Annotated in this window: 21 protein-coding genes; 3 read left to right on the top strand and 18 right to left on the bottom strand. The window is 59.6% G+C overall.

The annotated features are described in order from the left end of the window. Position 1 precedes the first annotated feature (1 nt). From nusA to BM063_RS08610, 3 genes are all read right to left on the bottom strand, one after another. Positions 2-1,141, bottom strand: coding sequence for a transcription termination factor NusA (gene nusA, locus BM063_RS08620; protein WP_092037939.1), 1,140 nt, complete (start codon positions 1,139-1,141; stop codon positions 2-4). A gap of 20 nt (positions 1,142-1,161) precedes the next feature. Next, on the bottom strand, positions 1,162-1,623 hold the full coding sequence (gene rimP, locus BM063_RS08615) for a ribosome maturation factor RimP (protein WP_092037937.1): 462 nt from the start codon (positions 1,621-1,623) through the stop codon (positions 1,162-1,164). 178 nt (positions 1,624-1,801) lie between these two features. Further along, the gene (locus BM063_RS08610) at positions 1,802-6,091 is read right to left on the bottom strand and encodes a PolC-type DNA polymerase III (protein WP_092037935.1); all 4,290 of its coding nucleotides are present in this window, start codon (positions 6,089-6,091) and stop codon (positions 1,802-1,804) included. A 274-nt stretch (positions 6,092-6,365) separates the two neighbouring features. Between BM063_RS08610 and BM063_RS08605 the strand changes: the two genes are divergently transcribed. From BM063_RS08605 to BM063_RS08595, 3 genes are all read left to right on the top strand, one after another. After that, positions 6,366-7,127, top strand: coding sequence for a class I SAM-dependent methyltransferase (locus tag BM063_RS08605; RefSeq protein WP_177199058.1), 762 nt, complete (start codon positions 6,366-6,368; stop codon positions 7,125-7,127). 55 nt (positions 7,128-7,182) lie between these two features. Continuing rightward, on the top strand, positions 7,183-7,968 hold the full coding sequence (locus tag BM063_RS08600; RefSeq protein ID WP_092037930.1) for a class I SAM-dependent methyltransferase: 786 nt from the start codon (positions 7,183-7,185) through the stop codon (positions 7,966-7,968). Positions 7,969-8,097: 129 nt separating this feature from the next. After that, positions 8,098-9,297, top strand: coding sequence for an MFS transporter (locus tag BM063_RS08595; RefSeq protein WP_092037928.1), 1,200 nt, complete (start codon positions 8,098-8,100; stop codon positions 9,295-9,297). Positions 9,298-9,485: 188 nt separating this feature from the next. On the opposite strand, the gene BM063_RS08590 is transcribed toward BM063_RS08595, so the two are convergent. The 15 genes from BM063_RS08590 to topA form a co-directional block, all read right to left on the bottom strand. Then, positions 9,486-9,863 (bottom strand): VOC family protein, encoded by a 378-nt coding sequence (locus BM063_RS08590; RefSeq protein ID WP_092037926.1) that lies wholly within the window; start codon positions 9,861-9,863, stop codon positions 9,486-9,488. Positions 9,864-10,048: 185 nt separating this feature from the next. After that, positions 10,049-10,435 carry a disulfide oxidoreductase gene (locus BM063_RS08585; RefSeq protein ID WP_092037981.1) on the bottom strand — a complete coding sequence of 129 codons (387 nt, stop codon included), beginning with the start codon at positions 10,433-10,435 and terminating at the stop codon, positions 10,049-10,051. 45 nt (positions 10,436-10,480) lie between these two features. Beyond that, positions 10,481-11,218, bottom strand: coding sequence for a DsbA family protein (locus tag BM063_RS08580; RefSeq protein ID WP_092037924.1), 738 nt, complete (start codon positions 11,216-11,218; stop codon positions 10,481-10,483). A 149-nt stretch (positions 11,219-11,367) separates the two neighbouring features. Further along, the gene (rseP, locus tag BM063_RS08575) at positions 11,368-12,630 is read right to left on the bottom strand and encodes an RIP metalloprotease RseP (RefSeq protein WP_092037979.1); all 1,263 of its coding nucleotides are present in this window, start codon (positions 12,628-12,630) and stop codon (positions 11,368-11,370) included. A 24-nt stretch (positions 12,631-12,654) separates the two neighbouring features. Beyond that, on the bottom strand, positions 12,655-13,818 hold the full coding sequence (locus BM063_RS08570; RefSeq protein ID WP_092037922.1) for a 1-deoxy-D-xylulose-5-phosphate reductoisomerase: 1,164 nt from the start codon (positions 13,816-13,818) through the stop codon (positions 12,655-12,657). 11 nt (positions 13,819-13,829) lie between these two features. Beyond that, a complete protein-coding gene (locus BM063_RS08565; protein WP_092037920.1) occupies positions 13,830-14,618 on the bottom strand; it encodes a phosphatidate cytidylyltransferase in 789 nt (262 codons plus the stop codon). A gap of 18 nt (positions 14,619-14,636) precedes the next feature. Further along, positions 14,637-15,413, bottom strand: coding sequence for an undecaprenyl pyrophosphate synthase (locus BM063_RS08560; protein WP_143085289.1), 777 nt, complete (start codon positions 15,411-15,413; stop codon positions 14,637-14,639). Positions 15,414-15,510: 97 nt separating this feature from the next. Further along, positions 15,511-16,068 (bottom strand): ribosome recycling factor, encoded by a 558-nt coding sequence (gene frr, locus BM063_RS08555; protein ID WP_092037914.1) that lies wholly within the window; start codon positions 16,066-16,068, stop codon positions 15,511-15,513. After that, positions 16,068-16,793 carry a UMP kinase gene (gene pyrH / locus BM063_RS08550; protein ID WP_092037911.1) on the bottom strand — a complete coding sequence of 242 codons (726 nt, stop codon included), beginning with the start codon at positions 16,791-16,793 and terminating at the stop codon, positions 16,068-16,070. The genes frr and pyrH overlap by 1 nt, the downstream gene beginning before the upstream one ends. 86 nt (positions 16,794-16,879) lie before the next feature. Next, positions 16,880-17,530, bottom strand: a complete 651-nt coding sequence (gene tsf, locus BM063_RS08545; protein ID WP_092037909.1) for a translation elongation factor Ts — start codon at positions 17,528-17,530, stop codon at positions 16,880-16,882. A gap of 131 nt (positions 17,531-17,661) precedes the next feature. Further along, positions 17,662-18,360 carry a 30S ribosomal protein S2 gene (rpsB, locus tag BM063_RS08540; RefSeq protein WP_092037908.1) on the bottom strand — a complete coding sequence of 233 codons (699 nt, stop codon included), beginning with the start codon at positions 18,358-18,360 and terminating at the stop codon, positions 17,662-17,664. Positions 18,361-18,565: 205 nt separating this feature from the next. Then, positions 18,566-19,978 (bottom strand): ATP-dependent protease ATPase subunit HslU, encoded by a 1,413-nt coding sequence (gene hslU / locus BM063_RS08535; RefSeq protein ID WP_281246692.1) that lies wholly within the window; start codon positions 19,976-19,978, stop codon positions 18,566-18,568. Between the two features lie 2 nt (positions 19,979-19,980). Beyond that, positions 19,981-20,520 carry an ATP-dependent protease subunit HslV gene (gene hslV / locus BM063_RS08530; RefSeq protein ID WP_092037975.1) on the bottom strand — a complete coding sequence of 180 codons (540 nt, stop codon included), beginning with the start codon at positions 20,518-20,520 and terminating at the stop codon, positions 19,981-19,983. Between the two features lie 199 nt (positions 20,521-20,719). Beyond that, entirely contained in the window at positions 20,720-22,042 is a 1,323-nt protein-coding gene (gene trmFO / locus BM063_RS08525) for an FADH(2)-oxidizing methylenetetrahydrofolate--tRNA-(uracil(54)-C(5))-methyltransferase TrmFO (protein ID WP_092037906.1), read from the bottom strand. Positions 22,043-22,051: 9 nt separating this feature from the next. Next, on the bottom strand, positions 22,052-24,124 hold the full coding sequence (gene topA, locus BM063_RS08520; RefSeq protein WP_092037904.1) for a type I DNA topoisomerase: 2,073 nt from the start codon (positions 24,122-24,124) through the stop codon (positions 22,052-22,054).

Raw genomic sequence — 24,124 nt, 5'->3', positions numbered from 1 at the left:
ATCAATCGGACGACTCTTCCGATTCGGGCACAGCCTCCTCCGGATCATCCGCCGCCGGCGGGTGATCGGTTGCCGAATCCTCGGCCTCCGCATCCTCGGGCGCCGGATTCTCCGCCTCGGACTCGCTTCGGATATCGATTTTCCAACCCGTCAACTTGGCGGCAAGGCGGGCGTTCTGCCCTTCCTTTCCGATGGCCAGCGAAAGTTGATGATCCGGAACGACCACCCGGGCCACCTTCTGCTCCTCGTCCACTTCCACCCGGGTCACCTTGGCGGGCCTGAGGGCGTTGGCCACGAACTCCTCCGGATCGTCCGACCAGGGAATCACGTCGATCTTTTCCCCCCGGAGTTCGTTCACCACCGTCTGCACCCGCATTCCCCGGTGACCGACACAGGCGCCCACGGGATCCACTTGTTCATCCCGGGAAGAGACGGCGATTTTGGACCGCTGTCCCGCCTCCCGGGCCACCGAGCGAATCTCCACGATGCCGTCGTAGATTTCCGGCACTTCCAATTCAAACAAGCGTTTGATGAGTCCCGGATGGGTTCGGGAAACAAAAATCTGCGGCCCCTTGGTCGATTTCTCCACGCGGGTGATGTAGGTCTTCACCCGGTCGCCTTGCTTGAACCGTTCCCCCGGCATCGTCTCCGACAGCGGCAGCAACGCCTCCACCCGGCCCAGGTCGATGTAAAAAAACCGGTTATCCATCCGCTGGACCACACCGGTGACAATATCTTCCTCCCGGTCGACATATTCCTGGTAGATGATGCTTCTTTCCGCTTCGCGGATCCGCTGCGTCACCACCTGCTTCGCCGTCTGGGCCGCGATCCGTCCGAAATCCGCCGGGGTCACCTCGATCTCGACGATATCGCCCAGCTGGTAGGAGGGACTGATCTCCCGAGCCGCTTCGAGGGAAATCTCCAGGCGGGGATCCGCCACCTCGTCCACCACCGTCTTGCGGGCAAACACGCGCACCTTGCCGCTCTCCCGGTCGATGTCGACCCGGACATTCTGCGCCGAATGAAAATTTCGCCTATACGCCGAAATCAAGGCAGCCTCAATGGCTTCAAGCAGAATGTCCTTGCTGATCCCCTTCTCCTTTTCCAACTGATTGAGGGCCTCGATAAACTCCGCATTCAACGCGCTGTCCTCCCTTCTGCTTAAAAGAGAATCGCCAACCTCGCCTTGGCCACCAGGGGATATGGAATGATGACCTCCTTCCCGTCCACCTCCACCGTCAACCTCTCCGGCGTGAAATCCTTCAGGGTCCCTTCAAAGGTTTTTCGTCCCTCGACGGGTTCGTAGGTCTTGATGTGAACATGTTTGCCGACGGCCCGTTCAAAATCCCGCTCCCTTTTCAGCGGGCGCTCCGCCCCCGGCGAAGAGACCTCCAGAATATATGCCCCCGATATGGGGTCCACCCGGTCCAGCTCCTGGCTCAACCGCTCGCTGACGCGGCTGATGTCCTCCAGGCTCACCCGGCCTTCGATCCGATCGACGAACAGGCGCAAAAAACGATTCTTTCCCTCTTTTTTAAACTCGATGTCCACCAGTTCCAAACCGTCCTCGGCCAGGAGGGGAGCTGCCAATTCCTCCACGATTTCCGTCACTTTGCGGCTCACGTTCGTCCCTCCCCGCAATCCTCACAGGAGTTTGTCACAAACCGCATCCAAAGGGAAAGAGTGGGCGACAACCCACTCTTTCTCAGGGACGCTATCCATGCTACCAGTATAGCCACAAAGATTATATCATATCCGCCGAGCGCTGGCAATCGGCGATTGAATGACCTTCACGCCCGGGTCAAAACAGCGACAACTGATTGTTCTCCGGCAGATCGCGGAGGCATCCCAGGCGCTCCAACACTTCCACGACGGAGCTGGAAACGCGGCTCCGCTTCTGGAAATCCTCAATGGACAGGAATTCCCCCTCCTCCCGCGCTTTGACGATGTTGCGGGCGGCACTTGCCCCGATTCCGGAGACGGAGGAAAAGGGCGGAAGCAAGCCGTCGCCATCCACCAAAAAGCGGGTGGCGTCGGAGCGATACAGGTCGATCGAATGGAAGGTGAGGCCCCGGGCCATCATTTCCCTGGCCGACTCCAGCACCGTGAGCAGCCCCTTTTCCTTGGGAGAGGCATCCGCTCCCTTTTCATTGAGCTCCGCGATTTTCCGGCTGACCGCCTCCTTCCCCTTGTTCACCAGCTCCAGATCGAAATCGTCCGCCCGGACGGTGAAATAGGTGGCATAGTACTCGGCGGGGTAATACACCTTGAACCAGGCGATCCGCACCGCCATCAGCACGTAGGCCACCGCGTGGGCCTTGGGGAACATGTATTTGATCTTGCGGCAGGATTCGATGTACCACTCCGGCACCCCGTGCCGCCTCATCTCGTCCGCTTCTTCTTCGGTGAGTCCCTTCCCTTTCCGCACCTTTTCCATGATCTTGAAGGCCGTCTTGGGCTTCATGCCCTTGTATATGAGATAAACCATGATGTCGTCCCGGGTGGCGATCACCTCCGACAGGACCGCGGTGCCGCTCCGGATCAGGTCCTGGGCGTTGTTCAGCCAAACATCCGTCCCGTGGGACAAACCCGAGATGCGGACCAGTTCGCCGAAGGTGGTCGGCCGGGTATCCTCCAGCATCTGGCGGACGAATCGGGTCCCGAATTCCGGGATTCCCAGCGTGCCCGTGGAACACCCGATCTCCTCCGGCGTCACTCCGAGGGGTTCCGTCCCGCTGAACAACCGGAGCACCTTCTTGTCGTCCACGGGAATCGTTTTGGGATCCACCCCGGTGAGATCCTGCAACATGCGGATGACGGTGGGATCATCGTGGCCCAGGATATCCAGCTTCAACAGGCGGCCGCTGATGGCGTGATAATCGAAGTGCGTCGTCACCGTCCGGGCTTTGGGATCGTCCGCCGGGCGCTGAATCGGCGTGAAGTCAAACACTTCCCGGTTTTGGGGAATCACCATCAAGCCGCCCGGATGCTGGCCGGTGGTGCGCTTCACCCCCGTGCATCCGCGAACCAGCCGCTCGATTTCGGCATTGCGGAGCGTAAGCCCCATCTCTTCCTGATATTTCTTCACGTAACCGTAAGCCGTCTTCTCCGCGACGGTGGAAATCGTCCCCGCCCGGTACACGTAATCTTTTCCGAACAGCTCCTCCGTGTACTTGTGGGCCCTCGGCTGGTATTCCCCCGAGAAGTTCAAGTCGATATCCGGCGTCTTGTCCCCCTCAAATCCCAGGAAGGTCTCAAAGGGAATGTCGTGGCCGTCCTTCCGCATCTTCGTGCCGCACTCGGGACAATCCTTGTCGGGCAAATCGAAGCCGGACGCCACGGACCCATCCGTGATAAATTGGCTGTGTTTGCAATTTGGACAGACATAATGGGGCGGCAGGGGATTCACCTCGGTGATCGAACTCATCGTCGCCACGAAGGACGAACCCACCGAACCGCGGGACCCCACCAGATAGCCGTCGGAAAGGGATTTGGTCACCAGCTTGTGGGAGATGAGATAAATGACCGCAAAGCCGTGCTTGATGATGCTGCCAAGTTCCTTTTCCAGCCGCTCCCGCACGATGTCCGGCAGCGGCGAGCCGTAGGTCTTCTCCGCCGTCTCATAGCAGATCCGGCGAAGCTCCTCGTCCGCCCCCTCGATGATGGGCGTATGCGTGCCGTCCGGGAAGGGGGCCAGCTCCTCGATCTGATCGGCGATGCTCCGCGGGGCGGTGATCACCACCTCCCGCGCCTTTTCCTCTCCCAAATAGGAAAACTCCTCCAGCATCTCCTCCGTCGTCCGGAAGTGGGCGGGCGGGAGGGGATCCTTCCGGCGAAAACCGTTCTGGTTGGCCGTGAGGATCTCCCGGTACAGCGACTCCCATTCATCCAGGTAGTGGGCGTTGCCCGTCGCCACCACCGGCTTGCCCAGCTTTTCGCCGATCCGGACCAAAAGCCGGTTCGTCTCCCGGAGCCGTTCCTCGCTTTCCACGATGCCCTTTTCGATCAGGTGGCGGTTCACATCGACCGGTTGGATCTCGATATAATCGTAAAAACGGGCGATTTCCTCCGCTTCCTGGGGCGACTTCTGCAGGGCGGCCTCGAAGAGCTCGCCCTTTTCACAACCGGAACCGACGATCAACCCCTCCCGGTGCTTCTCCAGTTCGCTTCTCGGAATGCGGGGAACGCGATGAAAATATTCCAGATGAGACAGGGAGATCAGCTTGTACAAATTCTTCAGGCCGGTCTGATTCCGCACCAGCAGCACCGCGTGGAACGGCCGAAGCCGGGACACATCGCGCCGTCCGGTCACCTCGTTCAACTGGTCGAGGCGGGTGATCTTTCTCGCCAGGCAGTCCTCCACCATCTTCCACAGCAGATGACCGGTCGCCTCCGCGTCGTGGATGGCCCGGTGATGCTGCTTCAGTTCAATGCCGAAGTGTTTGCACAGGGTGTTCAGCCGGTAATTTTTCAGGCCCGAATAGAGGGAGCGGGCCATCTCCAGCGTGTCGATCACCGGATTGGTGATGGCATCAAGGCCCAGCCGCCGAACGCCCATCTGGAAAAATCCCATGTCGAAGCGGGCGTTGTGAGCGACCAGCACGCTGTCGCCGACGAAATCGAGAAAGCGCCGGAGCACCTCCTCCACGTCCGGGGCACCCTCCAGCATCTCATCGGTGATGCCCGTCAATTCGGTGATCGTCGACGTCAGCTTCCGGTGCGGATTGGCAAAGGAGCTGAAGCGGTCCACGATCTCTCCGCCCCGCACCTTGACCGCCGCCAGTTCGATGATCGTGTCGTGAACGGCGGACAGCCCCGTCGTCTCCACGTCAAAGACGACATAGGTATCCTCCGCCAGATTCCGGGGGGCGGGCCGCATCACGATGGGAACTCCGTCGTCCACCAGATAGGCCTCCACCCCGTAGATCACCTTGATGCCGTGCTTCTTGGCCGCGGCATACGCCTCGGGAAAAGCCTGAACCACCCCGTGATCGGTGATGGCCACGGCGGGATGTCCCCATTCCGCGGCCCGCTTCACCACCTCTCCGGGATCGCTCACTCCGTCCATATTGCTCATTGCCGTGTGCAGATGGAGCTCCACCCGCTTTTCTTCGGCGTTGTCGACGCGCCTCACCGGCTCCGTTTCATTGAGATCGTTTGCGATGAGGACCAGCTCGCGGGCGAAGTTGTCATACTGGACGGACCCCCTCACGATCACCCACATTCCGTCCTTCACCCGGGACAAGAGGGCGGCGTCCTCCTTGTCCCGGGCAAACATCTTCACCTGGATGGAATCGGTGAAATCCGTCAAGTTGAAGGTGAGAAGCGTTCGCCCGCTGCGCAACTCCCGGATTTCCGCCTTGAACACCTCTCCCTTCAGCACCACGCGCCGTTCTTCTTCGGTAATCCGGCGAATCGGGACCGGCTCCTCCCGGATCGCATACCCGATGACCAGCTCCCCGTCGGGGGCAGCCTCCGGTTTCGGTGCGGAGGCCGACTCCCTCTCCACCAGAGCCTGCTCCTTCAATTTTTGTTCCTCGGCCTGCTGTTGTTCGCGAAACCGGTGTTGCTCCTCTTCCAGCGGCCGGCTTTCCAGGGTGACGCGGATCTCCGTCCCGGACACCTCCCGGATGATCGATGCGATCACCCGGTCCAGGCGCTTTTGCTCGGCCATCCGGACCATCATCGGATGGGGAAACGTGATGACGATCCCGTCCTTCTCCCAGCGCCACTCCGCCCTTCCCATCCAGCCTGCGGCGGCCGCGGACACATCCTCCGCCACCTTTTTCCGGATCCATTCCCAGTACAAGCGGACGAGCTGTTCCGGATCGGAGCCCGCCGGCCGCAGGCGGATCGACACCCCGGCCCCACGGCCCAAGGCCGATTGGAGCCGGGATTCCATTTCCTTCCATACATGAGGCGGAACCGGACGCTTCAAACCGAGAAACAGCGTCCAGGTTTTTCGGGAAAGGCTGACTTGAATCTTTTCGATATAGGCGCCCTCAAAATGCTTGTCCAGCCATTCCCGCGGCAGGTCCGCCCGGGAAAAGAGCTGCTCCAGTCTCTCCCTCTTGACCTCCGGCGTCGCCATGGGGTCCAAACCTCCCCTTTTCCACCAACACCTTTTCTCGCTCCCATCAGTGTATCAAAAAATGGACAAGGGAACCACAGCCGCAGGCGGTTTTTTCTTTCGGCCGGGACGCCCCGGCCGGCCGCAAAAATATCTTCCGCAAAGGGCGTCTCCACTCCTTTTTTCTCACAATCAATTGACAGTCCGAGTCCCCTTGCAGTACATTTATATCACCAGGAGAAATTAAGTTTCATACAACGAAACAAAATCGGTCCCGGAAAGGGAGGAGATGCCCATGGACGACGTCAAGGAAAAGGCGAAAAAACAGTTTGAACAATCCGGCCGCAACTACCGGGACAGCGCGATCCACGCCAAAGGGAGGGACCTGGAATGGATCATCGAGGAAATCAGGCGGCACCCCTCCCCCTTCCTGGCTCTGGACATCGCCACGGGCACCGGACACACGGCCTTCGCCCTCAGCCGGTGCGTCCGCCGGGTCGTCGGCTGTGATTTGACGCCGGAGATGCTGCGCATCGCCGCGGAAGAAGCGGAACGGCGGGGCATTGGCAATGTCACCTGGGCGGAAGGGGACGCCGAGCGCCTTCCCTTTCCGGACCGGCTGTTTGACGTGGTCACCTGCCGCATCGCCGCCCATCACTTTCCCCGGGCGGAAAGGGCTTTTGCCGAGGCCCGCCGGGTGTTGGTTCCGGGCGGTCGGATGATCCTGGTGGACAATTATGTGCCCGAAGATGTCGACGAATTGCTCAACCGGGTTGAAACCCTCCGGGACCCCTCCCATTTCCGGGCTCACACCCTGGCCGGCTGGACGCGCCTGCTCCGGGAAGCCGGCTTTGCCGCCGTTTCCCTGCGGCGAAAATGGGAGACGCCCGTCGTCCTGGAAGAGTGGTTCCTGAGGGCCAAAACCCCCGCCCACAAGAAGGAAGAAGCCCTCCGCCTGCTCCGAAACGCCCCGCGACGGGCGCGGGATCTGCTGCTTCTCCCCGCAGAACCGGCGCGCCTGATCCTGCGCAAGGGCATGTGGGTCGCGGAAAAGTAGCCCGACATCCCTTCGCCGCGGGAGCTATCAAACATCAATAAAAGGAGGTGCTTCCATGACCATCGATTTTTTCGATCCCGGAAACCGCTTCTCCTACGCGTCCCGCACCGCCTCCTCCGAGTGGAAGGCCCTCATGCAAAGCGTGACCGATCTGAGGGACATCGACGTCGCCGATATCGGTTGCGGCGGGGGAATCTACAGCCGGGCGATGGCGGAGATGGGCGCGCGGGTCACCGGCGTGGATTTCTCCGGAGAAATGCTGGCGGCGGCCCGCAGGCAAAAGACGGCGCGTCCGATCCGGTGGATTCAGGCCGACGCCGCCGACACCGGCCTGCCGGATTCGTCCTGCGACCTGGTATTGCTGCGGGCGGTGATTCACCACTTCTCCGCGGAAAAGACGGCCGAGGTGTTTAAGGAATCCCATCGGTTGCTTCGTCCGGGAGGCTGGATCGTCGTCCAGGACCGCACCCCGGAAGATTGCCGGCTTCCCGGTGGTCCCGATCATCTTCGCGGCTACCTCTTTGAGCGGTTTCCCCGGTTGATGGAGGAAGAAAACCGGCGCCGCCCCCATCTGCACGGCCTTGAGCGCTCCCTCCAGGAAGCGGGCTTTCACATGGTGAAAACCCGGCGATTTTGGGAAACGAGAAAAGTTTTTCTTAACTTCAGGGAATTGGAAAAAGACTTTCTGGGCCGCATCGGCCGGTCCATCCTCCACCGGTTGTCGGATGAAGAATTGCGCAGTCTGGTCGGTTTCATCAAGGAAGAGCTGACCCGCCAAGGCGTCACCGCACCCTTCCCGGACCGGGACCGGTGGACCCTCTGGATCGCCCGGAAGGATTGAAGGACCCTTCGGCGAAGGAGACGGCCATGCATCCGGCCGTCTCTTCAAGCCGACGGCGGCGACCTCTCCCCATGTCCCACCCTTCTCCTCCCGGCCGCCGCCAAAACGCGTTCAGGGCAGAGGTGGAAAATGGGACGCACATGCTTTTATGTATTCAGCGCTTGTTTCCTGGTCGAATTCGGACGCGCCATGTACTTCCTTGTGATCTCGTGGGTATTGTACGAACTGACCAAATCCCCGGCCTATACCGGATTGCTCGTCGGCCTCGGATTTGTGCCGGGTCTGTTTCTGAACTTGGTCATCGGTGTCATCGTCGACCGCTTCCATCGCAAGGGCTTGATTTTGTCCGCCAACCTCCTGATCATCGCCGTGATGATCTCCGTGACGATCGCCATCGGCGCCGGGGTCGCAAAACCTTGGCTGATCATCGGGACGCACATGCTCCTCCAAGTGACCGGTTCCCTGTATCGTCCGGCGTTGCAGGCGTTTTTGCCGGAGGCGTTCGCAAAGGAAGAATTGCCGAAGATCTTCACGCGAGCCGGAGCGGCTTCCGATCTGGGGGCGTTGCTCGGCTCATCCCTGAGCGGCACGGTCATGGCATATTTTTCAGCCGCCTCGTCCATGGCCGCCGTCATCTGCTGCTTCCTCCTCGGAACGGTCGCGCTGATGCCGGTGAAACACAAGACCGCCCTGGACCGCGGTCATAAAAAAACAACGGCGGTTTCCGACCTTGTCAGCGGCTTCACCTATTTAAGGAACAACACGTTCCTTCTCGGGTTGTTCACGATCATGTTTGTCGGCCAGCTCGTCCTCCATACGAGCGCCGCGTTTTTGCCCGTATACGTCAAGGATTTTTTGAACGGTTCGGTACAAATATACGGAATCATGGCCGCGACAATCTCAATCGGCGGCATCGTCGCCGGAATCCTCGGCACTTGGTGGTGGAAAAGGAGCGGCCGGTCGGTCGCGACCCGCTCCCTGCTGCTTGTTGCCGCCGGCCTCCTTTGTGTCGGTCTTTCACCGTCCCTTCCGGTTTCGTTCGTCGGCGTCTTTTTGATCGGCGCCGGCACCACCTGGATTCGCGTGTTGTTGCAAACGGTGCAGCAAATGGCGACGGATCCGCAATACCACGGCCGCATGGCATCCTATCGCATGTTGTGCAACCAGAGCGCCGTGGCGATCGGCGGTCCGATCCTCGGCTGGATCGCGTCGCACTGCGGCGTCGAAAGCTCCTATCTGGCCCTTTTGCTCCCGGTGACAGGGGCAACCTTGTTCTCGCTGTTCCAACGCAAGGCCGCAGGCATGAACATTCCGCACACCCCAACATAAGAGCCGTCGCCTTTCCCGATGCGGAAAAGCGACGGCTTATAAAAGAGCGTCCCTCCACCGCTTTTATCGTCTCGCGCTTCGAGCCGAATGCGGCGGGAAGGCGTTGAAGATGCGGCTCATGGATCGGGCCCGCCCAGATTGCGGGAGAATCAAACCCCTCCTGATCCGCCTTCAGAAAGGCCTCCCGTTCATGAACCATTTAACCGCTGCAAGAATTCGATGCGATTGCCGAAGGGATCATGCACATAAAAGCGAAGGGCTCCCTCAAGGGGTTCATCTTCCACAATGGGAACCCCCTTGGCGGCCAAATGCTGGCGCAAGGCCTCCAGATTGTCGACATGAAAGGCGGGATGCGCCTTTTTGGCGGGAGCGAAGTCCTCCTGAATGCCGATATGCAGTTCATGCATGCCGCACCGGAACCAGACACCCCCGCGTTTTGCCAAATTGTCGGGCTTCGGAATTTCCTCCATCCCCAAAATTTCTCCGAAAAACCTGCGGGCCTCCTCTTCACTGCCCTTCGGCGCGGCCAACTGGACGTGATCAATGCCCGTAAACTTAAATGCCATGGGATCCTCATCCCCCCGAATCGGATATCCGGATCATGCGGCGACCGGATGCGGGACGCGCCACAAGCGGACAATCCCCCAGACCCGAATGCGCCACGGTTCCGAAGCGGGCATGCCCCGTCAACCGTCCCCGTCTATGGGGGAAGGCCGGATTCCGCCCCGAAAAGAGATGCTCCGCTTCCGTTTCAATCCGTCCCCTTCCTGGCCGCCCACATCAGCAGGGAAATCAGGACAAAAGCGACAAAGGCCAAAAAAGGAATGGTGATAAAGCCCAGCCAATTGATGTATTGCCCGGAACAGGGAATCCCCTCCCTGCAGGGAGAAAGCGCCGCCATCCCGGGCACTTTCTGCAGAAGATAGTGGAAAGCGGATAAGGCGGCGCCGCCCGCGGTGAGGGGGAGCACGTAAGGGACGACGGAACGGTCGTCCCGGTACGAAGCGATCCCGAGAATCACCGCAAGGGGATACATCAGGATCCGCTGATACCAGCACAATTCACAGGGGATGAAACCGGCCACTTCGCTGAAATAGAGGCTTCCGCCCGTCGCGACGAGCGCCACCAGCCATGCCATGTAAAGGGCGTAACCGCGAACCCAGCCCAAAATCCGACCCCCTCTTTAACGGCTTTCCTGAAGCGCCTCTTCAATCTGCTTCTTCAGGGAAGGATAATCGAACACGACATTCTGATCCACCCGCTTCCCGTTGATAAAGAGCGTGGGCACCGAGTCGACCCCCAATTCCGCGGCGATCTTCCGGTCCGCCTCGATCTCCTCCATGTGGGCCTGGTTCTTCAACTCCCGCTCCATCCTGGCGTGGTCGATATCCGGCACTTCTTTTTTGGCCAGCTCCACGAGAAACGGCACCGTGGCCCACCGGTCGGTCTCCAATCCCTGATGGGCATACACCGCCTTGTAGTAAGTCCAAAAGGCCTCCGGTTTTTGCCTGAAGACCGCTTCCCCGGCCATGCTGGCCGTCACGGAGTCCTCACCGATAAACGGTTTGTCGATAAAATACATCCCCGCTTTGCCCGTGTCCAGAAAATCCCGTTTCAGCTGGGGAAAGATTTCCTCTGCGAACCGTTTGCAGACCGGGCACTTGTAATCCCCGAATTCCACGATTTTGACCGGAGCGTCGGGATTTCCGATCACCGGCTGCCTCTCGTAGGCGAAGATCTGTTCATCCACCGGCTTCGCCTGCCGCTCGGAAAGGGAGGAGGTCAAGAAATACAGGCCGCCGACCAAAACCAAAACGACCGCCGTCCAAAGGGTCAGCGCCCGGATCCTTCGCTCCCTGGCCTTGGCCCTTTTTTTCAACGCCTGCTTTTGACTGTTCTTTTTTTTCTTTTTGTTGGACATGATCTTCCCCCTTCGCCAAGCAAACGTACGTCAGGGGAGGCCGGCGGCTCCCGCAGACAAAGGAAAGGATCTTTTCCGAGGAAAAGTACGAAAAAGCCAAACAGGCCAAAGAAGAGGGTGTGGGACTCCGGGTCCCCCGCCTTCCCGCATCATCCGCTGAAAAACACCCGCATGATATCGTTGTAGGTCACCACCAGCATCAACATCATGAGCAGCGCAAATCCGACGAAATGGACCAGGCTTTCCTTGTTGGGGTCCACCGGGCGCCCCCGGATCGCTTCGAAAGCGATGAAGGCCAACCGGCTCCCATCCAGCGCCGGGATCGGCAACAGGTTGAACACCCCCAGATAGAGGCTCAACAGCGCCGTCCAGCGGATCAGGGGAATGGAGCCCGCCTCGGCCGCCTGACCTGTAATCGAGGCGATCTGCACCGGGCCGCCGAGACTTTCGATGCCGATCTGCCCGGTGATCAACTGGCCGAATCCGTCAAAAATCCGCACCGTCCACAGATACGTGTCCTTAAACCCGCTGGCGACGGCCTCCGACAGGGTGGCCTTCCGCATGTGGGGCTGGAGCTGCACATCGATCCAGTACATCTTGTTCTGATCGTTCCATTCCGGATCCACTTCGAGCTCGAAGGTGGCCCCGGCCCGACGCACCACAAAGGTCAGCGGTTCTCCCTTGGACTTTTGAATGTTCATGGAAACGGCCTCGGTATTCCGGATCGGTTCCCCGTCTATGGAAACGATCTCGTCGCCGGCCTTCAGGCCCGCCCGCTCCGCCGGAGAGTCGGGGTTGACCTTGTAGATCGAAACCTTGGTCTCCACCCCGGTCATCATCGTCAAAATCGCAAACAGGATAACGCTCAGCAAAATGTTGAACACCGGACCGGCCAGGATCGTCGCCGCCCGCTGGCCGACGGTCTTCGATCCGAACTGCCGATCCCGGGGGGCGATTTGCAGAACGTTTTTCTCATCCCGCTGGATCACCGCCCGTGGATGGACGGAAAAGCGCGTCTGCCTCCCCTCCTCGTCTTCCAGGACGAGGTAGAGCTCCTTTTCCAGATCCAATTCCATCACTTTGCCGGTGACGGCTTCGCCCTTCGCGGGAACATCCCCGAGGTGGATCCGGATCAGCCGGCCCTGGTCATCCCGTTCCGCAGTCACCCTCGATCCGGTGGGAATCTCCACCGTTTCGGGATCCTCCCCTGCCATCCGGACAAAACCGCCCAGGGGGAGCGCCCGGATCGAATACAGGGTTTCCCCCTTGAAGACCGAAAACAGTTTCGGCCCAAACCCGATGGCAAACTCCCGGACCAATATGCCCGCCCGCTTGGCGAACAGAAAGTGTCCCAGTTCGTGAATGAAGACGAGCGCGCTCAACACCAGAACAAACGCCACGATGGTCAGCATGGAAAGGATCACCGCCTTCGTTGATCAAACCGCCGATGGATTGACCGGGCACGCCTTCGCCTGTTCCCGGGCCCATCGATCCGCTTCTTCTATCTCTTCCAGCGTGGGATCGGAAATGCCCACGTGTTTGGAAAGGACCCGCTCGATCACCTCTTCGATGGCCAGAAAGGGAATTTCCCCGGCCAAAAAGCGCTCCACCGCCACCTCGTTGGCCGCGTTGAGCACCGCCGGCATGGTTCCCCCCGCGCGACCGGCCTCATAGGCCATCCTCAGGCACGGATAGCGGGAAAAATCGGCCGGGCGAAAATGAAGCGCCCCGAGGGAGATCAAGTCGAGGGGCCGGGCGGGCAACGGCAGGCGTTCGGGGTAGCTCAAAGCGTATTGGATCGGCACCCGCATGTCGGGCGTTCCCAGCTGTGCCATCACCGCCCCGTCCCGAAACTCCACCATGGAATGGATGATGCTTTCCGGATGGATCACCACGTCGATGCGGTCATAGGGCATGTCGAACAGCCAGCGGGCTTCGATCACTTCCAGGCCCTTGTTCATCATCGTGGCCGAATCGATGGTCACCTTCGCCCCCATCGACCAGTTGGGGTGAGTCAGCGCCTGCTCCCGGGTGACGGATCCCAGCGCTTCCCGGGGCAGATCCCGAAACGCCCCGCCCGATGCGGTCAAAATGATCCGACGAACATCCGCGGGCCGTTCTCCGTTGAGACACTGGAAGATCGCGGAATGCTCGCTGTCGACGGGCAGGATGGATACCCCCGCCTTTTCGGCCTCCCGCATCACGATCGACCCGGCCATCACCAGCGTTTCCTTGTTGGCAAGGCCGATCGTTTTCCCCGCCCGGATCGCGGCCAGGGTGGGGCGCAGTCCCCTGCTGCCCACGATGGCGGAAACCACGATGGAAGCCCCGGGATGGGTGGCCACCTCCAGGACTCCCTCCTCCCCGCACACCACGCGAACCCCAGGCCCCGCCTCCCTTCGCACCTGCTCCGCCGCCTCCGGGGAAGCCATCGACACGATCCGGGGGGAAAATTCACGGATCTGCCTCACCATCTCTTGGACATTGCTGCCCGCAGCCAGTCCGACCACTTCAAATTGATCGGGATGCTCCCGGACCACCGCCAGTGTGTTTTTGCCGATGGAACCGGTCGAACCGAGAAGGGCGATCCGTTGTTTCATCACTCTACCCCCTATACCACCCGAAAGAGATGGATGACCAAAAGCGCAAACAACAAGCTGTCGAACCGGTCCAGCACACCGCCGTGCCCGGGGAGCAAACCTCCGGAATCCTTCACCCCGGTGGTCCGCTTGATCGCCGATTCAACCAGGTCCCCCAACTGTCCGGCCACAGCGACAAGCAGTGCGAGGGCGAGGGAGGACGACCAGCTGAGCGCCGGGATGGCCGAAGCGATGGACAGCCCGGCACCCAGGGACAAAATCAGTCCGCCCGCGGAACCTTCCACCGTTTTGTTCGGGCTGATCTCCGGACACAATTTCCTCTTTCCGAATCTCCGTCCCACAAAGTAGGCGCCGGTATCTCCCGCCCAAATCACGCCGAGAACAAACAGGGACCAAAGCAATCCGTCCGCCATCCATCTCATCTGAATCATAAAGGAAAAGCCGAAACCTATGTACAAGGCGCCGCAAAAGAGGTAGGCCGCCCGGAAAATATCCGTTCGATTGTGGCTTATGACCATCAAAAGAAAAAAGATGACCAAACCGGCGAGAACGACATCCAGTCCGTAGGAGGAGAGGGCCGTTTCCCCGTACATCATGACGGACAAAAGAAGGCTCCACACCATGAGAAAACCGGGGACGGACCACCCGCTTCGCCACGGGATTTTTCCCATTCGGCAAAATTCCGCGTAGCCCAAAGTTGCAAGAAGGAAAACCAGGGCAGCGTACCATCCGCCGCCCAGCCACAACAAAAACAGAAAACCGGCGGCCCCCACCCCTCCTGTGATGATTCGCTGCTTCATCCACCGACTCTCCAGTCCTCACACCGCGCCGAAACGACGGGAACGGTGCTGGTAATCTTCGATGGCGCGAAAAAAATGATCCCGCCTGAATTCGGGCCAGGAAACATTCGTGAACCACAATTCACTGTACGCCAGTTGCCACAGCATGAAATTGCTGATGCGGATCTCGCCGCTGGTGCGGATGACCAGATCGGGATCCGGCAGGCCCGCCGTGTACAGATAGCGGTTCATGACCGCTTCATCCACCGCATCCTTATCCATTTTGCCCGATTGGACATCCTCTATGATCCGGCGAACGGCCCGGAGGATTTCGTCCCGCGATCCGTAATTGAGTGCAAAATTGAGGATCAGTCCGGTGTTGTTCCGGGTCGCTTCCTGAAATTGGCGAATCGCCGACCGGGTGTGGTCCGGAAGATGCGTCTCGTCGCCGATCATCCGAACCTGAACATTGCGACGGACAAGCTCGTCCAGATCGGTATGCAAAAACTCCTGGGGCAACCTCATCAGGTAATCCACTTCTTCCCGGGGCCGCTTCCAATTTTCTGTGGAAAAAGAATATAGTGTCAAAATTTCGATGCCCAGTTCGTCGGCGGCCCGGGTAATCTCCCGGACGGTGTTCATTCCTTCCCGGTGGCCGGCCACCCGGGGAAGTCCCCGCTTTTTGGCCCACCGCCCGTTTCCGTCCATGATTATCGCCACATGGCGCGGAATGGGGCCCTTTCGCACCTTGGAAAGCAGGTCTTCCCCATCCGCGTCCTTCGCTCCGGCAAACCATCGTTTCAGAAATCGGATCATGCCCATTCCTCCGCAGTAGTCCTCCGGCCATTCAATCTAAGTATATAACAATAACGGCTCGATCAAAATGGACCCGACTCCGGCCGCGGCATCCCCGTCAGATCTCCATGATCTCCTTCTCCTTCGCCGCGATCACCTCGTCCACTTCCCGGATGTAACGGTCCGTCAGCTTTTGAATCTCATCCTGCCCGCGGCGGACGTCGTCCTCGGAAATCTCCCCGTTTTTCCCCATCTTCTTGATTTCCTCATTGGCATCCCGGCGGACGTTGCGGATGGCCACCTTCGCCTCCTCGCCGCTCTTCTTCACCACTTTGACCAGCTCCGCCCGGCGCTCTTCCGTCAAAGCCGGGATGGCAATCCGGATCACATTGCCGTCGTTGGTGGGGGTAAGCCCCAGTTCCGACTTCAGAATGGCCCGCTCGATCTCCGGCAAGGCGGACTTGTCCCAGGGCTGCACCACCAACAGGCGGGGTTCCGGCGCCGAAATGCTGGCCAGCTGGTTGACGGGCATTTCGCTTCCGTAATAGGAAACGGTCACCTTTTCGAGCAGGGCGGGTGTGGCCCGGCCCGCGCGCATGCTGGCCAAATCCCTTTTCAAAACCTGAATCGCCTTTTCCATTTTCTCAGCGGATCGCTTTTTGACATCTTCCAACATCAGCGACTCCCCCTCACTACGGTTCCGATTTGTTCCCCCATGACCGCGCGGCGAATGTTGCCTTCCTTGCAAATGTTGAAAACGATCAGCGGAATATCATTGTCCATGCACAATGTGGACGCCGTCGAATCCATGACCCCCAGCCCCTGATTCAGCATGTCCAGATAAGTGAGGGTCTCGTACTTTACGGCCCGGGGATCGCGGGTGGGATCCGCCGAATACACCCCGTCCACATTGTTTTTCGCCATCAGAATCACGTCCGCTTCGATCTCGGCGGCGCGAAGTGCCGCCGTGGTGTCGGTGGAGAAAAAGGGATTTCCCGTCCCCGCCGCGAAAATGACGACCCGCCCCTTCTCCAGATGGCGAATCGCCCGGCGGCGAATATAGGGTTCCGCCACCTGGCGCATCTCGATCGAGGTCTGGACGCGGGTGGGCACGCCCACCTTCTCCAGGGAATCCTGCAGGGCCAGGGAATTCATCACCGTCGCCAGCATTCCCATGTAGTCGGCGGTGGCCCGATCGATCCCCTGGGCGCTTCCCGCTATTCCGCGCCAGATGTTCCCGCCGCCGACAACAACGGCCATCTGGACGCCCATCTCCACCACTTCTTTGATCTGGTTGGCGATGGAGGAAATCGTCTTGGGGTCGATGCCGTATCCCCGATCCCCCGCCAACGCCTCCCCGCTCAACTTCAAAACCACGCGACGATAATTGAGCCGTTCCATGACTTTCCTCCGTTTCGCACATCCTTCCGGGCGATTTGCCACCTTTATCCAAAAAAAGGGAACACCGCGTGTTCCCTTGGGCTTCCTCAGCCCTTGACCTGCGACAAGACTTCCTCGGCGAAATCGGTCTCTTTCTTCTCGATGCCTTCGCCGAGTTCAAAGCGGACAAAGCGCCGGATCGAGATGTTCTCTCCGATGCGCGCAATCATTTCCTTCACCAGCTGTTCGACCGTCTTGTCCCCGTCCTTGATGAACGGCTGTTCCAGAAGGCAGACTTCCTTGAAGTACTTCTCCAGCCTGCCCTCCACGATTTTCTCGACGATATGTTCCGGTTTCCCTTCATTGAGGGCCTGGGTGCGCAGAATCTCCCGCTCCTTGTTCACCACATCCTCCGGCACCTCATCCCGTTTCACATATTTGGGATTCATCGCGGCGATCTGCATCGCGATGTCGCGCACGAAGGAACGGAACTCCTCGGTCTTGGCCACGAAATCCGTTTCGCAGTTCACTTCGACCAAGACGCCGATCCGTCCCCCGGCGTGTATGTAGGCCTCGACCAACCCTTCGGCGGCGACGCGTCCCGCTTTCTTCTCGGCGGCGGCCAAGCCCTTCTCCCGCAGGATCTCAATCGCTTTCTCCATGTCCCCGTTTGCTTCGGTGAGGGCCTTTTTGCAATCCATCATCCCCGCACCGGTTTTCTCCCGCAATTCTTTCACTTGAGCAGCTGATATCGCCATCTCATGTCCCTCCTTGTTTCCTTCGGGGCTCTCCGACCCCTTCGGACCCGCTTTGGATCCGCAATGCCGCAAGGTTGTATAAAAAAGGGTGGTGAGGCGTAAATCCCCGGACCCACCCTTTCGCTGAAGGATCAGGAAGCGTTTTGTTCGCCCTGTTTTCCTTCCAGAACCGCATCGGCCATTTTGGACGTGAACAAGCGAACTGCCCGGATGGCATCGTCGTTGCCGGGAATGACGTAATCCACTTCGTCGGGGTCGCAGTTCGTATCGACAATGGCGATGATCGGGATTCCCAGCCTCCGCGCTTCGGCCACCGCGATCCGTTCTTTCCTCGGGTCGATGATGAAGACCGCATCGGGAAGCTCCTTCATCTCTTTGATGCCGCCGAGGAATTTTTCCAGCCGCGCGTGCTCCTTACGGAGACGAACCACTTCCTTCTTGGGAAGGACGTCGAAGGTTCCGTCCTCTTCCATCTTCTCCAGTTCGTGCAACCGCTCAATCCGCTTGCGGATCGTCTGGAAGTTGGTCAGGGTGCCTCCCAGCCAGCGGTGGTTCACATAAAACATGCCGCACCGCTCCGCTTCCTCGCGAACCGCATCCTGAGCCTGTTTCTTGGTTCCCACAAAGAGGAGGGTTCCGCCGCGGGAAGCCAGTTCGCGGACGTAGTTGTAGGCCTCCTCCATCATTTTCACCGTTTTTTGCAGGTCGATGATGTAGATCCCGTTCCGCTCGGTGAAAATGTATTTTTCCATTTTGGGGTTCCAGCGGCGCGTCTGATGCCCGAAATGAACCCCGGCTTCCAGCAACTGCTTCATCGAAACGACTGCCATGGCTCTTTCATCCTCTCTCGGTTGATTCCTCCGTCGGCTTCATCACGGCCGGGATCGCCTTCGCGACACCGCCCGCCCACCTCCGCCGACGTGTGTGCTTAACACCGTTCATAAATATACCACAGGCAAAACCGCTTCCGCAACGACTCCCCCTTCAATTTTTCCGGCTCGGAGAACGATTTTTCGGCAGGCACGAAAGCCCCTGTCAAAGGATGTACTGGCTCATGTCCCGATCCCGAACGATATCGGCCAGCCGCTCCCGCACATATTGGGGGGTGATCACGACTTCCTTCAGATGAATGTCCGGCGCCTCAAAGGACAGCTCCTCAAGCAGCCTCTCCAGGATCGTGTGCAGCCTCCGGGCCCCGATGTTTTCGGTCCCCTGATTCACCTCGGCGGCCAGGCGGGCGATTTCCCGGACGGCATCCTCCGTGAACTTCACTTCGATCCCCTCGGTCCTGAGCAGTTCCGTGTACTGCTTGATCAGCGCCCCCTTGGGCTCCGTCAGGATGCGGAAGAAATCGTCGGCGGTCAAGTCGTCCAGTTCCACCCGGATCGGGAACCGGCCCTGAAGCTCGGGGATCAGATCCGAGGGCTTGGCGATGTGAAAAGCTCCCGCAGCGATGAAGAGAATGTGGTCCGTCTTCACCGGGCCGTACTTGGTCATCACCGTCGATCCCTCGACGATGGGAAGAATGTCCCGCTGCACCCCTTCCCGGGAAACATCGGGGCCGCCGCGCTGGTCCTTGCCGGCGATTTTGTCCACCTCGTCGATGAAGATGATCCCCATCTGCTCCGCCCGCTCGATCGATTCCTGGATCACCTGATCCATGTCGATCAACTTCTGCCCCTCTTCCTGGATCAGCACCTTCCGGGCCTCCCGGACGGGCAGGCGGCGCTTCTTCGTCCGCTTCGGAAGGAACTGCCCCAGCATTTCCTGCATGTTGATGCCCATCTGTTCCATCCCGGAACCGGCAAACATGTCGAAGACCGGGAGCTGTTCCTCCACTTCGATCTCGATGATTTCCTCCTCCAGCTCTCCCCTTTTCAGCCGTTCCCGCACCTGCCTCCTGCGCTCCTCAATTCCCGCCTCTTCGGCTCCGACATCCTGGGAGCGGTTGGAGTGGCCGGACTGGTTGAAAAGCATCTCCAGGGGGTTTTTGAAGCCGCTCGTCTTCCTGGACGGGACCAGGATGGAAACCATTCGCTCGTCAGCCATTTGGGCCGCCTTGTCCTTCACTTTTTCCAGCTGCTCCGCCTTGACCATCCGGACGGCCGTCTCCACCAGGTCCCGGACCATCGATTCCACATCTCGGCCCACATAACCCACTTCCGTGAATTTGGTGGCTTCCACCTTGATGAAGGGGGCGCCGACCAACTTCGCCAGGCGACGGGCGATCTCCGTCTTCCCCACGCCGGTGGGGCCGATCATCAGAATGTTTTTGGGCACCACCTCGTCCCTGAGCTCCTCCGGCAGCAACGTCCGGCGGTACCGGTTGCGGAGGGCGATGGCGACCGCCCGCTTGGCTGCCTGCTGGCCGACGATGTATTTGTCCAATTCGGCGACAATCTGGCGCGGCGTTAACTGCTCTTGTCGGCGGATCGATCCCCCGTTCACGCCTATACCTCCTCGACGACAATGTGCTGATTGGTAAACACGCAGATCTCACCGGCAATCCTCAGGGCCGCCTCCGCGATCTCCCGGGCGCTCATCTCCGGAGCGTAGGTTTTCAGGGCACGGCCGGCGGCCAGCGCATATCCGCCTCCGGAACCGATGGCCAGCACTTGATCATCCGGTTCAATCACTTCACCGGTTCCCGACACCAGCAGAAGCTGCTCCGCATCCATGACAATCAGCATCGCTTCCAGCCGGCGCAGCACCTTGTCCGCCCGCCACTCCTTGGCCAATTCGACGGCCGCGCGGGTCAAATTGCCGTGGAACTCCTCCAGTTTCCCCTCGAACTTCTCAAAGAGGGTCATGGCATCGGCCACCGATCCGGCAAAGCCGGCGACCACTTTCCCGCGATACAGCCTGCGCACCTTTTTTGCCCGGTTCTTCATCACCATCTGATTGCCGAAGGTGACCTGACCATCTCCCGCGATGGCTCCCTTTCCCCGATGGCGGATGGCGAAGATGGTCGTTCCGCGAAACCCCTCCACCGCAAATCCCCCTTTGTCTCCCCGATTCATCCCGTTTTCCATTTTGCTCGGAGACGAACAAAAAAAGACTTCACAGCCGCTTTCCGGGTGAAAACCCATAAAGAAAAGAAACAGCAGCACGACCGACTGCTGCCTGTTTCCTCAAAGCCCGTATTCCGGAAGCCGTTTCCGTCTTCATCTTAGCACACCGATCGATGCATTAGCAAGGCAAACGGTCAAGCTCCCTGGAAAAATCATGAAGCCTGTTCAGTGCCCGCTCGGCGAATTGCAGGTTCCGCTCCTCCCGGGAGCGGATCCGCTCCGGAAGAGGGGGAAAGAGACCGAAGTTGGCGTTCATCGGCTGGAAATGCTTCGGATCGGCGGTGGTGATGTACCGGGCGAGGCTGCCCATCGCCGTCTCCGGCGGAAAAACCACCGGATCCCTCCCCATGGCCAAACGGGCGGCGTTGATCCCGGCGATCAGCCCGGATGCGGCGGATTCCACATAACCCTCCACTCCGGTGATCTGTCCGGCGAAAAACAGATTCTCCCGGCGGATCAGCTGGTACGTGGGTTGCAGCAACTTGGGGGAATTGATGAAGGTGTTGCGGTGCATCACGCCGTACCGGACAATTTCCGCCCGTTCCAGTCCGGGAATCATCCGGATCACCCGCTTCTGCTCTCCCCATTTGAGATGTGTCTGAAAGCCGACCAGGTTGTACAGCGTCCCGGCGCTGTTGTCCTGTCTGAGCTGAACCACGGCGTAGGGCCGTTTTCCGGTCCGCGGATCCGTAAGGCCCACCGGCTTCAACGGACCGAACAGGATCGTTTTCTTTCCGCGCCGTGCCATCACTTCGATCGGCATGCAGCCTTCGAAGTAAATCTCCTTTTCAAACTCCTTGAGGGGAGCCTGCTCGGCGGAGATGAGCGCTTCATAAAACCGGTCGAACTCCTCTTGCGTCATCGGACAGTTGATGTAGGCCGACTCCCCTTTGCCGTAGCGGGAGGCGACAAACACCTTGTCCATGTCGATGCTGTCCTTTTCCACGATGGGAGCCGCCGCATCGTAGAAATACAGGTACTCCTCCCCGGTCAGGCGGCGGATCGCCTCGGACAGCGCGGGAGAGGTAAGCGGGCCCGTGGCGATCACCGCGATCCCTTCGGGAATCTCCGTCACTTCCTCGTGGACGATCTCCACGTGGGGAATCTGTTTCAGCGCCTCCGTCACCGCGGCAGAAAAGCCCTCCCGGTCCACCGCCAGCGCCCCTCCGGCGGGAACCTGATGGGCATCGGCACAGCGCATGATCAGCGAATCCATCCGCCGCATCTCTTCCTTCAATATTCCGACCGCATTGGTCAGCGCCTTGGCCCGGAGCGAATTGCTGCAGACCAGTTCGGCAAAACGGCCGGTCCGGTGGGCCGGCGTCATTTTGCCGGGACGCATCTCGATGAGCCGGACCGGCACGCCGCGCCGGGCGATCTGCCATGCCGCTTCGCTGCCGGCCAAACCCGCACCGATCACCGTTACCGTCTGTCGCATCATGGAACCTCCTCAGGGTTTTGCTTCCTCATAACTGCATTCCGTGCAGCGGATCACGGGCTCCTGCTTTTTCTTCTTTTCCACCATCAGCTTGCCGCACTTGGGACAAGGACGGGGGACGGGTTTGTCCCAGGAGACGAAGTCGCATTCCGGATACCGGCTGCAGCCGTAAAAGGTGCGGCGCTTTTTGCTCTTCCGCTCCACAATCTCCCCTTCGCCGCACTTGGGACAGGCAACCCCCGTCGATTTGAGGATCGGTTTGGCGTTGCGGCACTCCGGAAAGGCGGAGCAGGCCAAAAACCGCCCGTACCGGCCCATTTTGTACACCATCGGGCTTCCGCACTTTTCGCAGACCTCATCGGAAACCTCGTCCTTGATCTCCACTTCCTCCATCTCTTTTTCCGCGATGGAAAGGCGCCGGTGAAAGGGGCGGTAAAATTCGTCGACGATTTGAACCCAATCCACGGCCCCTTCTTCGATCTGATCCAATTCTTCCTCCATGTTGGCCGTAAACTCCACATCCAAAATCTCCGGAAAAAATTCCTCCATCAGCTGGGTGACAATCTCGCCCAGCTCCGTCGGCACGAGGCGGCCGTCTTCCAGCGTCACATAACCCCGTTTTTGGATGGTCTCCAGGGTGGGGGCATAGGTGGACGGCCTTCCGATTCCCAGCTCCTCGAGGGTCCGGACCAGCCGGGCTTCCGTATACCGGGGCGGCGGCTGGGTGAAGTGCTGTTTCGGCTGCACCGATTTGCGCCTCAGGGTTTCCCCGCGCTCCAACTCCGGCAGCCGTCCGTCCTCTTCGGTTTTGTTTTCGTCCGAACCTTCCACGTATACCTTCATGAAGCCGGGAAATCTGACCGTCGAACCCGTCGCCCGAAACAGCGCATCCCCGGCGCGGATATCCGCGGAGACGGCATCCATGATGGCGGAAGCCATTTGGCTGGCCACGAAACGCTCCCAAATCAGCTTGTAGAGGCGGTATTGATCCCGGCTCAGGTAGCTTTTCACCATTTCGGGCGTACGCGCCACCGACGTGGGCCGGATCGCTTCGTGGGCGTCCTGGGCCCCCGCCTTGACCCGGTGCCGGCGCGGAGTGTCCGGAAGATACGATTCTCCGAAGTGTTTCTTGATCCAGTCCAGCGCTTCCCGCTGGGCCGTCTCGGAAATCCGGGTGGAATCGGTCCGCATGTAGGTGATCAACCCGACAAAGCCCTCGGGTCCCAATTCCACCCCCTCGTACAATTGCTGCGCCACGGCCATGGTTTTTGAGGCCCGGAACCTGAGTTTCCTCGCCGCCTCCTGCTGCAGGGTGCTGGTGATGAAGGGCGGAGCCGGATTGCGGCGCCGCTGGCTTTTCTTCACTTCTTCGACGACGAACCGCTTTCCTTTGATTCGCTGAAGAAGCGCCTCGACATCCTCTTTGTGCTTCAGCTCCGTTTTTTCCTTTCCAAAGCCGTAAAACTTCGCCTGGAAAGACTCGGATCCCTTCAACAGCTCCGCCGTGACCGTCCAATATTCCTCCGGCTGAAATTCACGGATCTCCTTTTCCCGGTCGATGATCAATTTGACGGCCACGGATTGAACGCGTCCGGCGCTCAAACCCTTTTTCACCTTTTTCCACAGGATCGGGCTGATTCCGTAACCGACCAGCCGATCCAGAATGCGCCGGGCTTGCTGGGCGTGGACCAGATCCATGTCGATCGGCCGGGGATTTTTAAAGGCTTCCTGGATGGCCTGTTTGGTGATCTCGTTGAAAACCACCCGGCATTTCTCATTCGGGCTCAAATCCAGGCTGAGGGCCAGATGCCAAGCGATCGCCTCGCCTTCCCGGTCCGGGTCGGCGGCAAGGAACACCCGCTTCACCTTCTTCTTCGCTTCGCGCAGTTCCTTCAACACGTTTCCCTTGCCGCGGATGGTGATGTATTTCGGTTCAAAACGGCGCTCGATATCGATGCCCATCTGGCTTTTGGGCAAATCCCGCACATGTCCCATCGAAGCTTTGACGATGTATTTTTTTCCCAAATATTTGCCGATGGTTTTCGCTTTGGCGGGCGATTCGACGATGACGAGCGAATCGGCCAT

The sequence above is a fragment of the Planifilum fulgidum genome (assembly GCF_900113175.1).
Lineage (GTDB): Bacteria > Bacillota > Bacilli > Thermoactinomycetales > DSM-44946 > Planifilum > Planifilum fulgidum.
The sequence above is the reverse complement of the archived record's forward strand: the minus strand, read 5'-3'. Positions and strand labels throughout refer to the sequence as shown.

Bases quoted from the DNA above. Each gene is read 5' to 3' on its own strand.
- BM063_RS08610 (WP_092037935.1), bottom strand. From the start codon at position 6,091: ATGGCGACGCCGGAGGTCAAGAGGGAGAGACTGGAGCAGCTCTTTTCC.
- BM063_RS08605 (WP_177199058.1), top strand. From the start codon at position 6,366: ATGGACGACGTCAAGGAAAAGGCGAAAAAACAGTTTGAACAATCCGGC.
- BM063_RS08600 (WP_092037930.1), top strand. From the start codon at position 7,183: ATGACCATCGATTTTTTCGATCCCGGAAACCGCTTCTCCTACGCGTCC.
- BM063_RS08595 (WP_092037928.1), top strand. From the start codon at position 8,098: ATGGGACGCACATGCTTTTATGTATTCAGCGCTTGTTTCCTGGTCGAA.
- BM063_RS08590 (WP_092037926.1), bottom strand. From the start codon at position 9,863: ATGGCATTTAAGTTTACGGGCATTGATCACGTCCAGTTGGCCGCGCCG.
- BM063_RS08585 (WP_092037981.1), bottom strand. From the start codon at position 10,435: ATGGCATGGCTGGTGGCGCTCGTCGCGACGGGCGGAAGCCTCTATTTC.
- BM063_RS08580 (WP_092037924.1), bottom strand. From the start codon at position 11,218: ATGTCCAACAAAAAGAAAAAAAAGAACAGTCAAAAGCAGGCGTTGAAA.
- rseP (WP_092037979.1), bottom strand. From the start codon at position 12,630: ATGCTGACCATCGTGGCGTTTGTTCTGGTGTTGAGCGCGCTCGTCTTC.
- BM063_RS08570 (WP_092037922.1), bottom strand. From the start codon at position 13,818: ATGAAACAACGGATCGCCCTTCTCGGTTCGACCGGTTCCATCGGCAAA.
- BM063_RS08565 (WP_092037920.1), bottom strand. From the start codon at position 14,618: ATGAAGCAGCGAATCATCACAGGAGGGGTGGGGGCCGCCGGTTTTCTG.
- BM063_RS08560 (WP_143085289.1), bottom strand. From the start codon at position 15,413: ATGATCCGATTTCTGAAACGATGGTTTGCCGGAGCGAAGGACGCGGAT.
- frr (WP_092037914.1), bottom strand. From the start codon at position 16,068: ATGTTGGAAGATGTCAAAAAGCGATCCGCTGAGAAAATGGAAAAGGCG.
- pyrH (WP_092037911.1), bottom strand. From the start codon at position 16,793: ATGGAACGGCTCAATTATCGTCGCGTGGTTTTGAAGTTGAGCGGGGAG.
- tsf (WP_092037909.1), bottom strand. From the start codon at position 17,530: ATGGCGATATCAGCTGCTCAAGTGAAAGAATTGCGGGAGAAAACCGGT.
- rpsB (WP_092037908.1), bottom strand. From the start codon at position 18,360: ATGGCAGTCGTTTCGATGAAGCAGTTGCTGGAAGCCGGGGTTCATTTC.
- trmFO (WP_092037906.1), bottom strand. From the start codon at position 22,042: ATGATGCGACAGACGGTAACGGTGATCGGTGCGGGTTTGGCCGGCAGC.
- topA (WP_092037904.1), bottom strand. From the start codon at position 24,124: ATGGCCGATTCGCTCGTCATCGTCGAATCGCCCGCCAAAGCGAAAACC.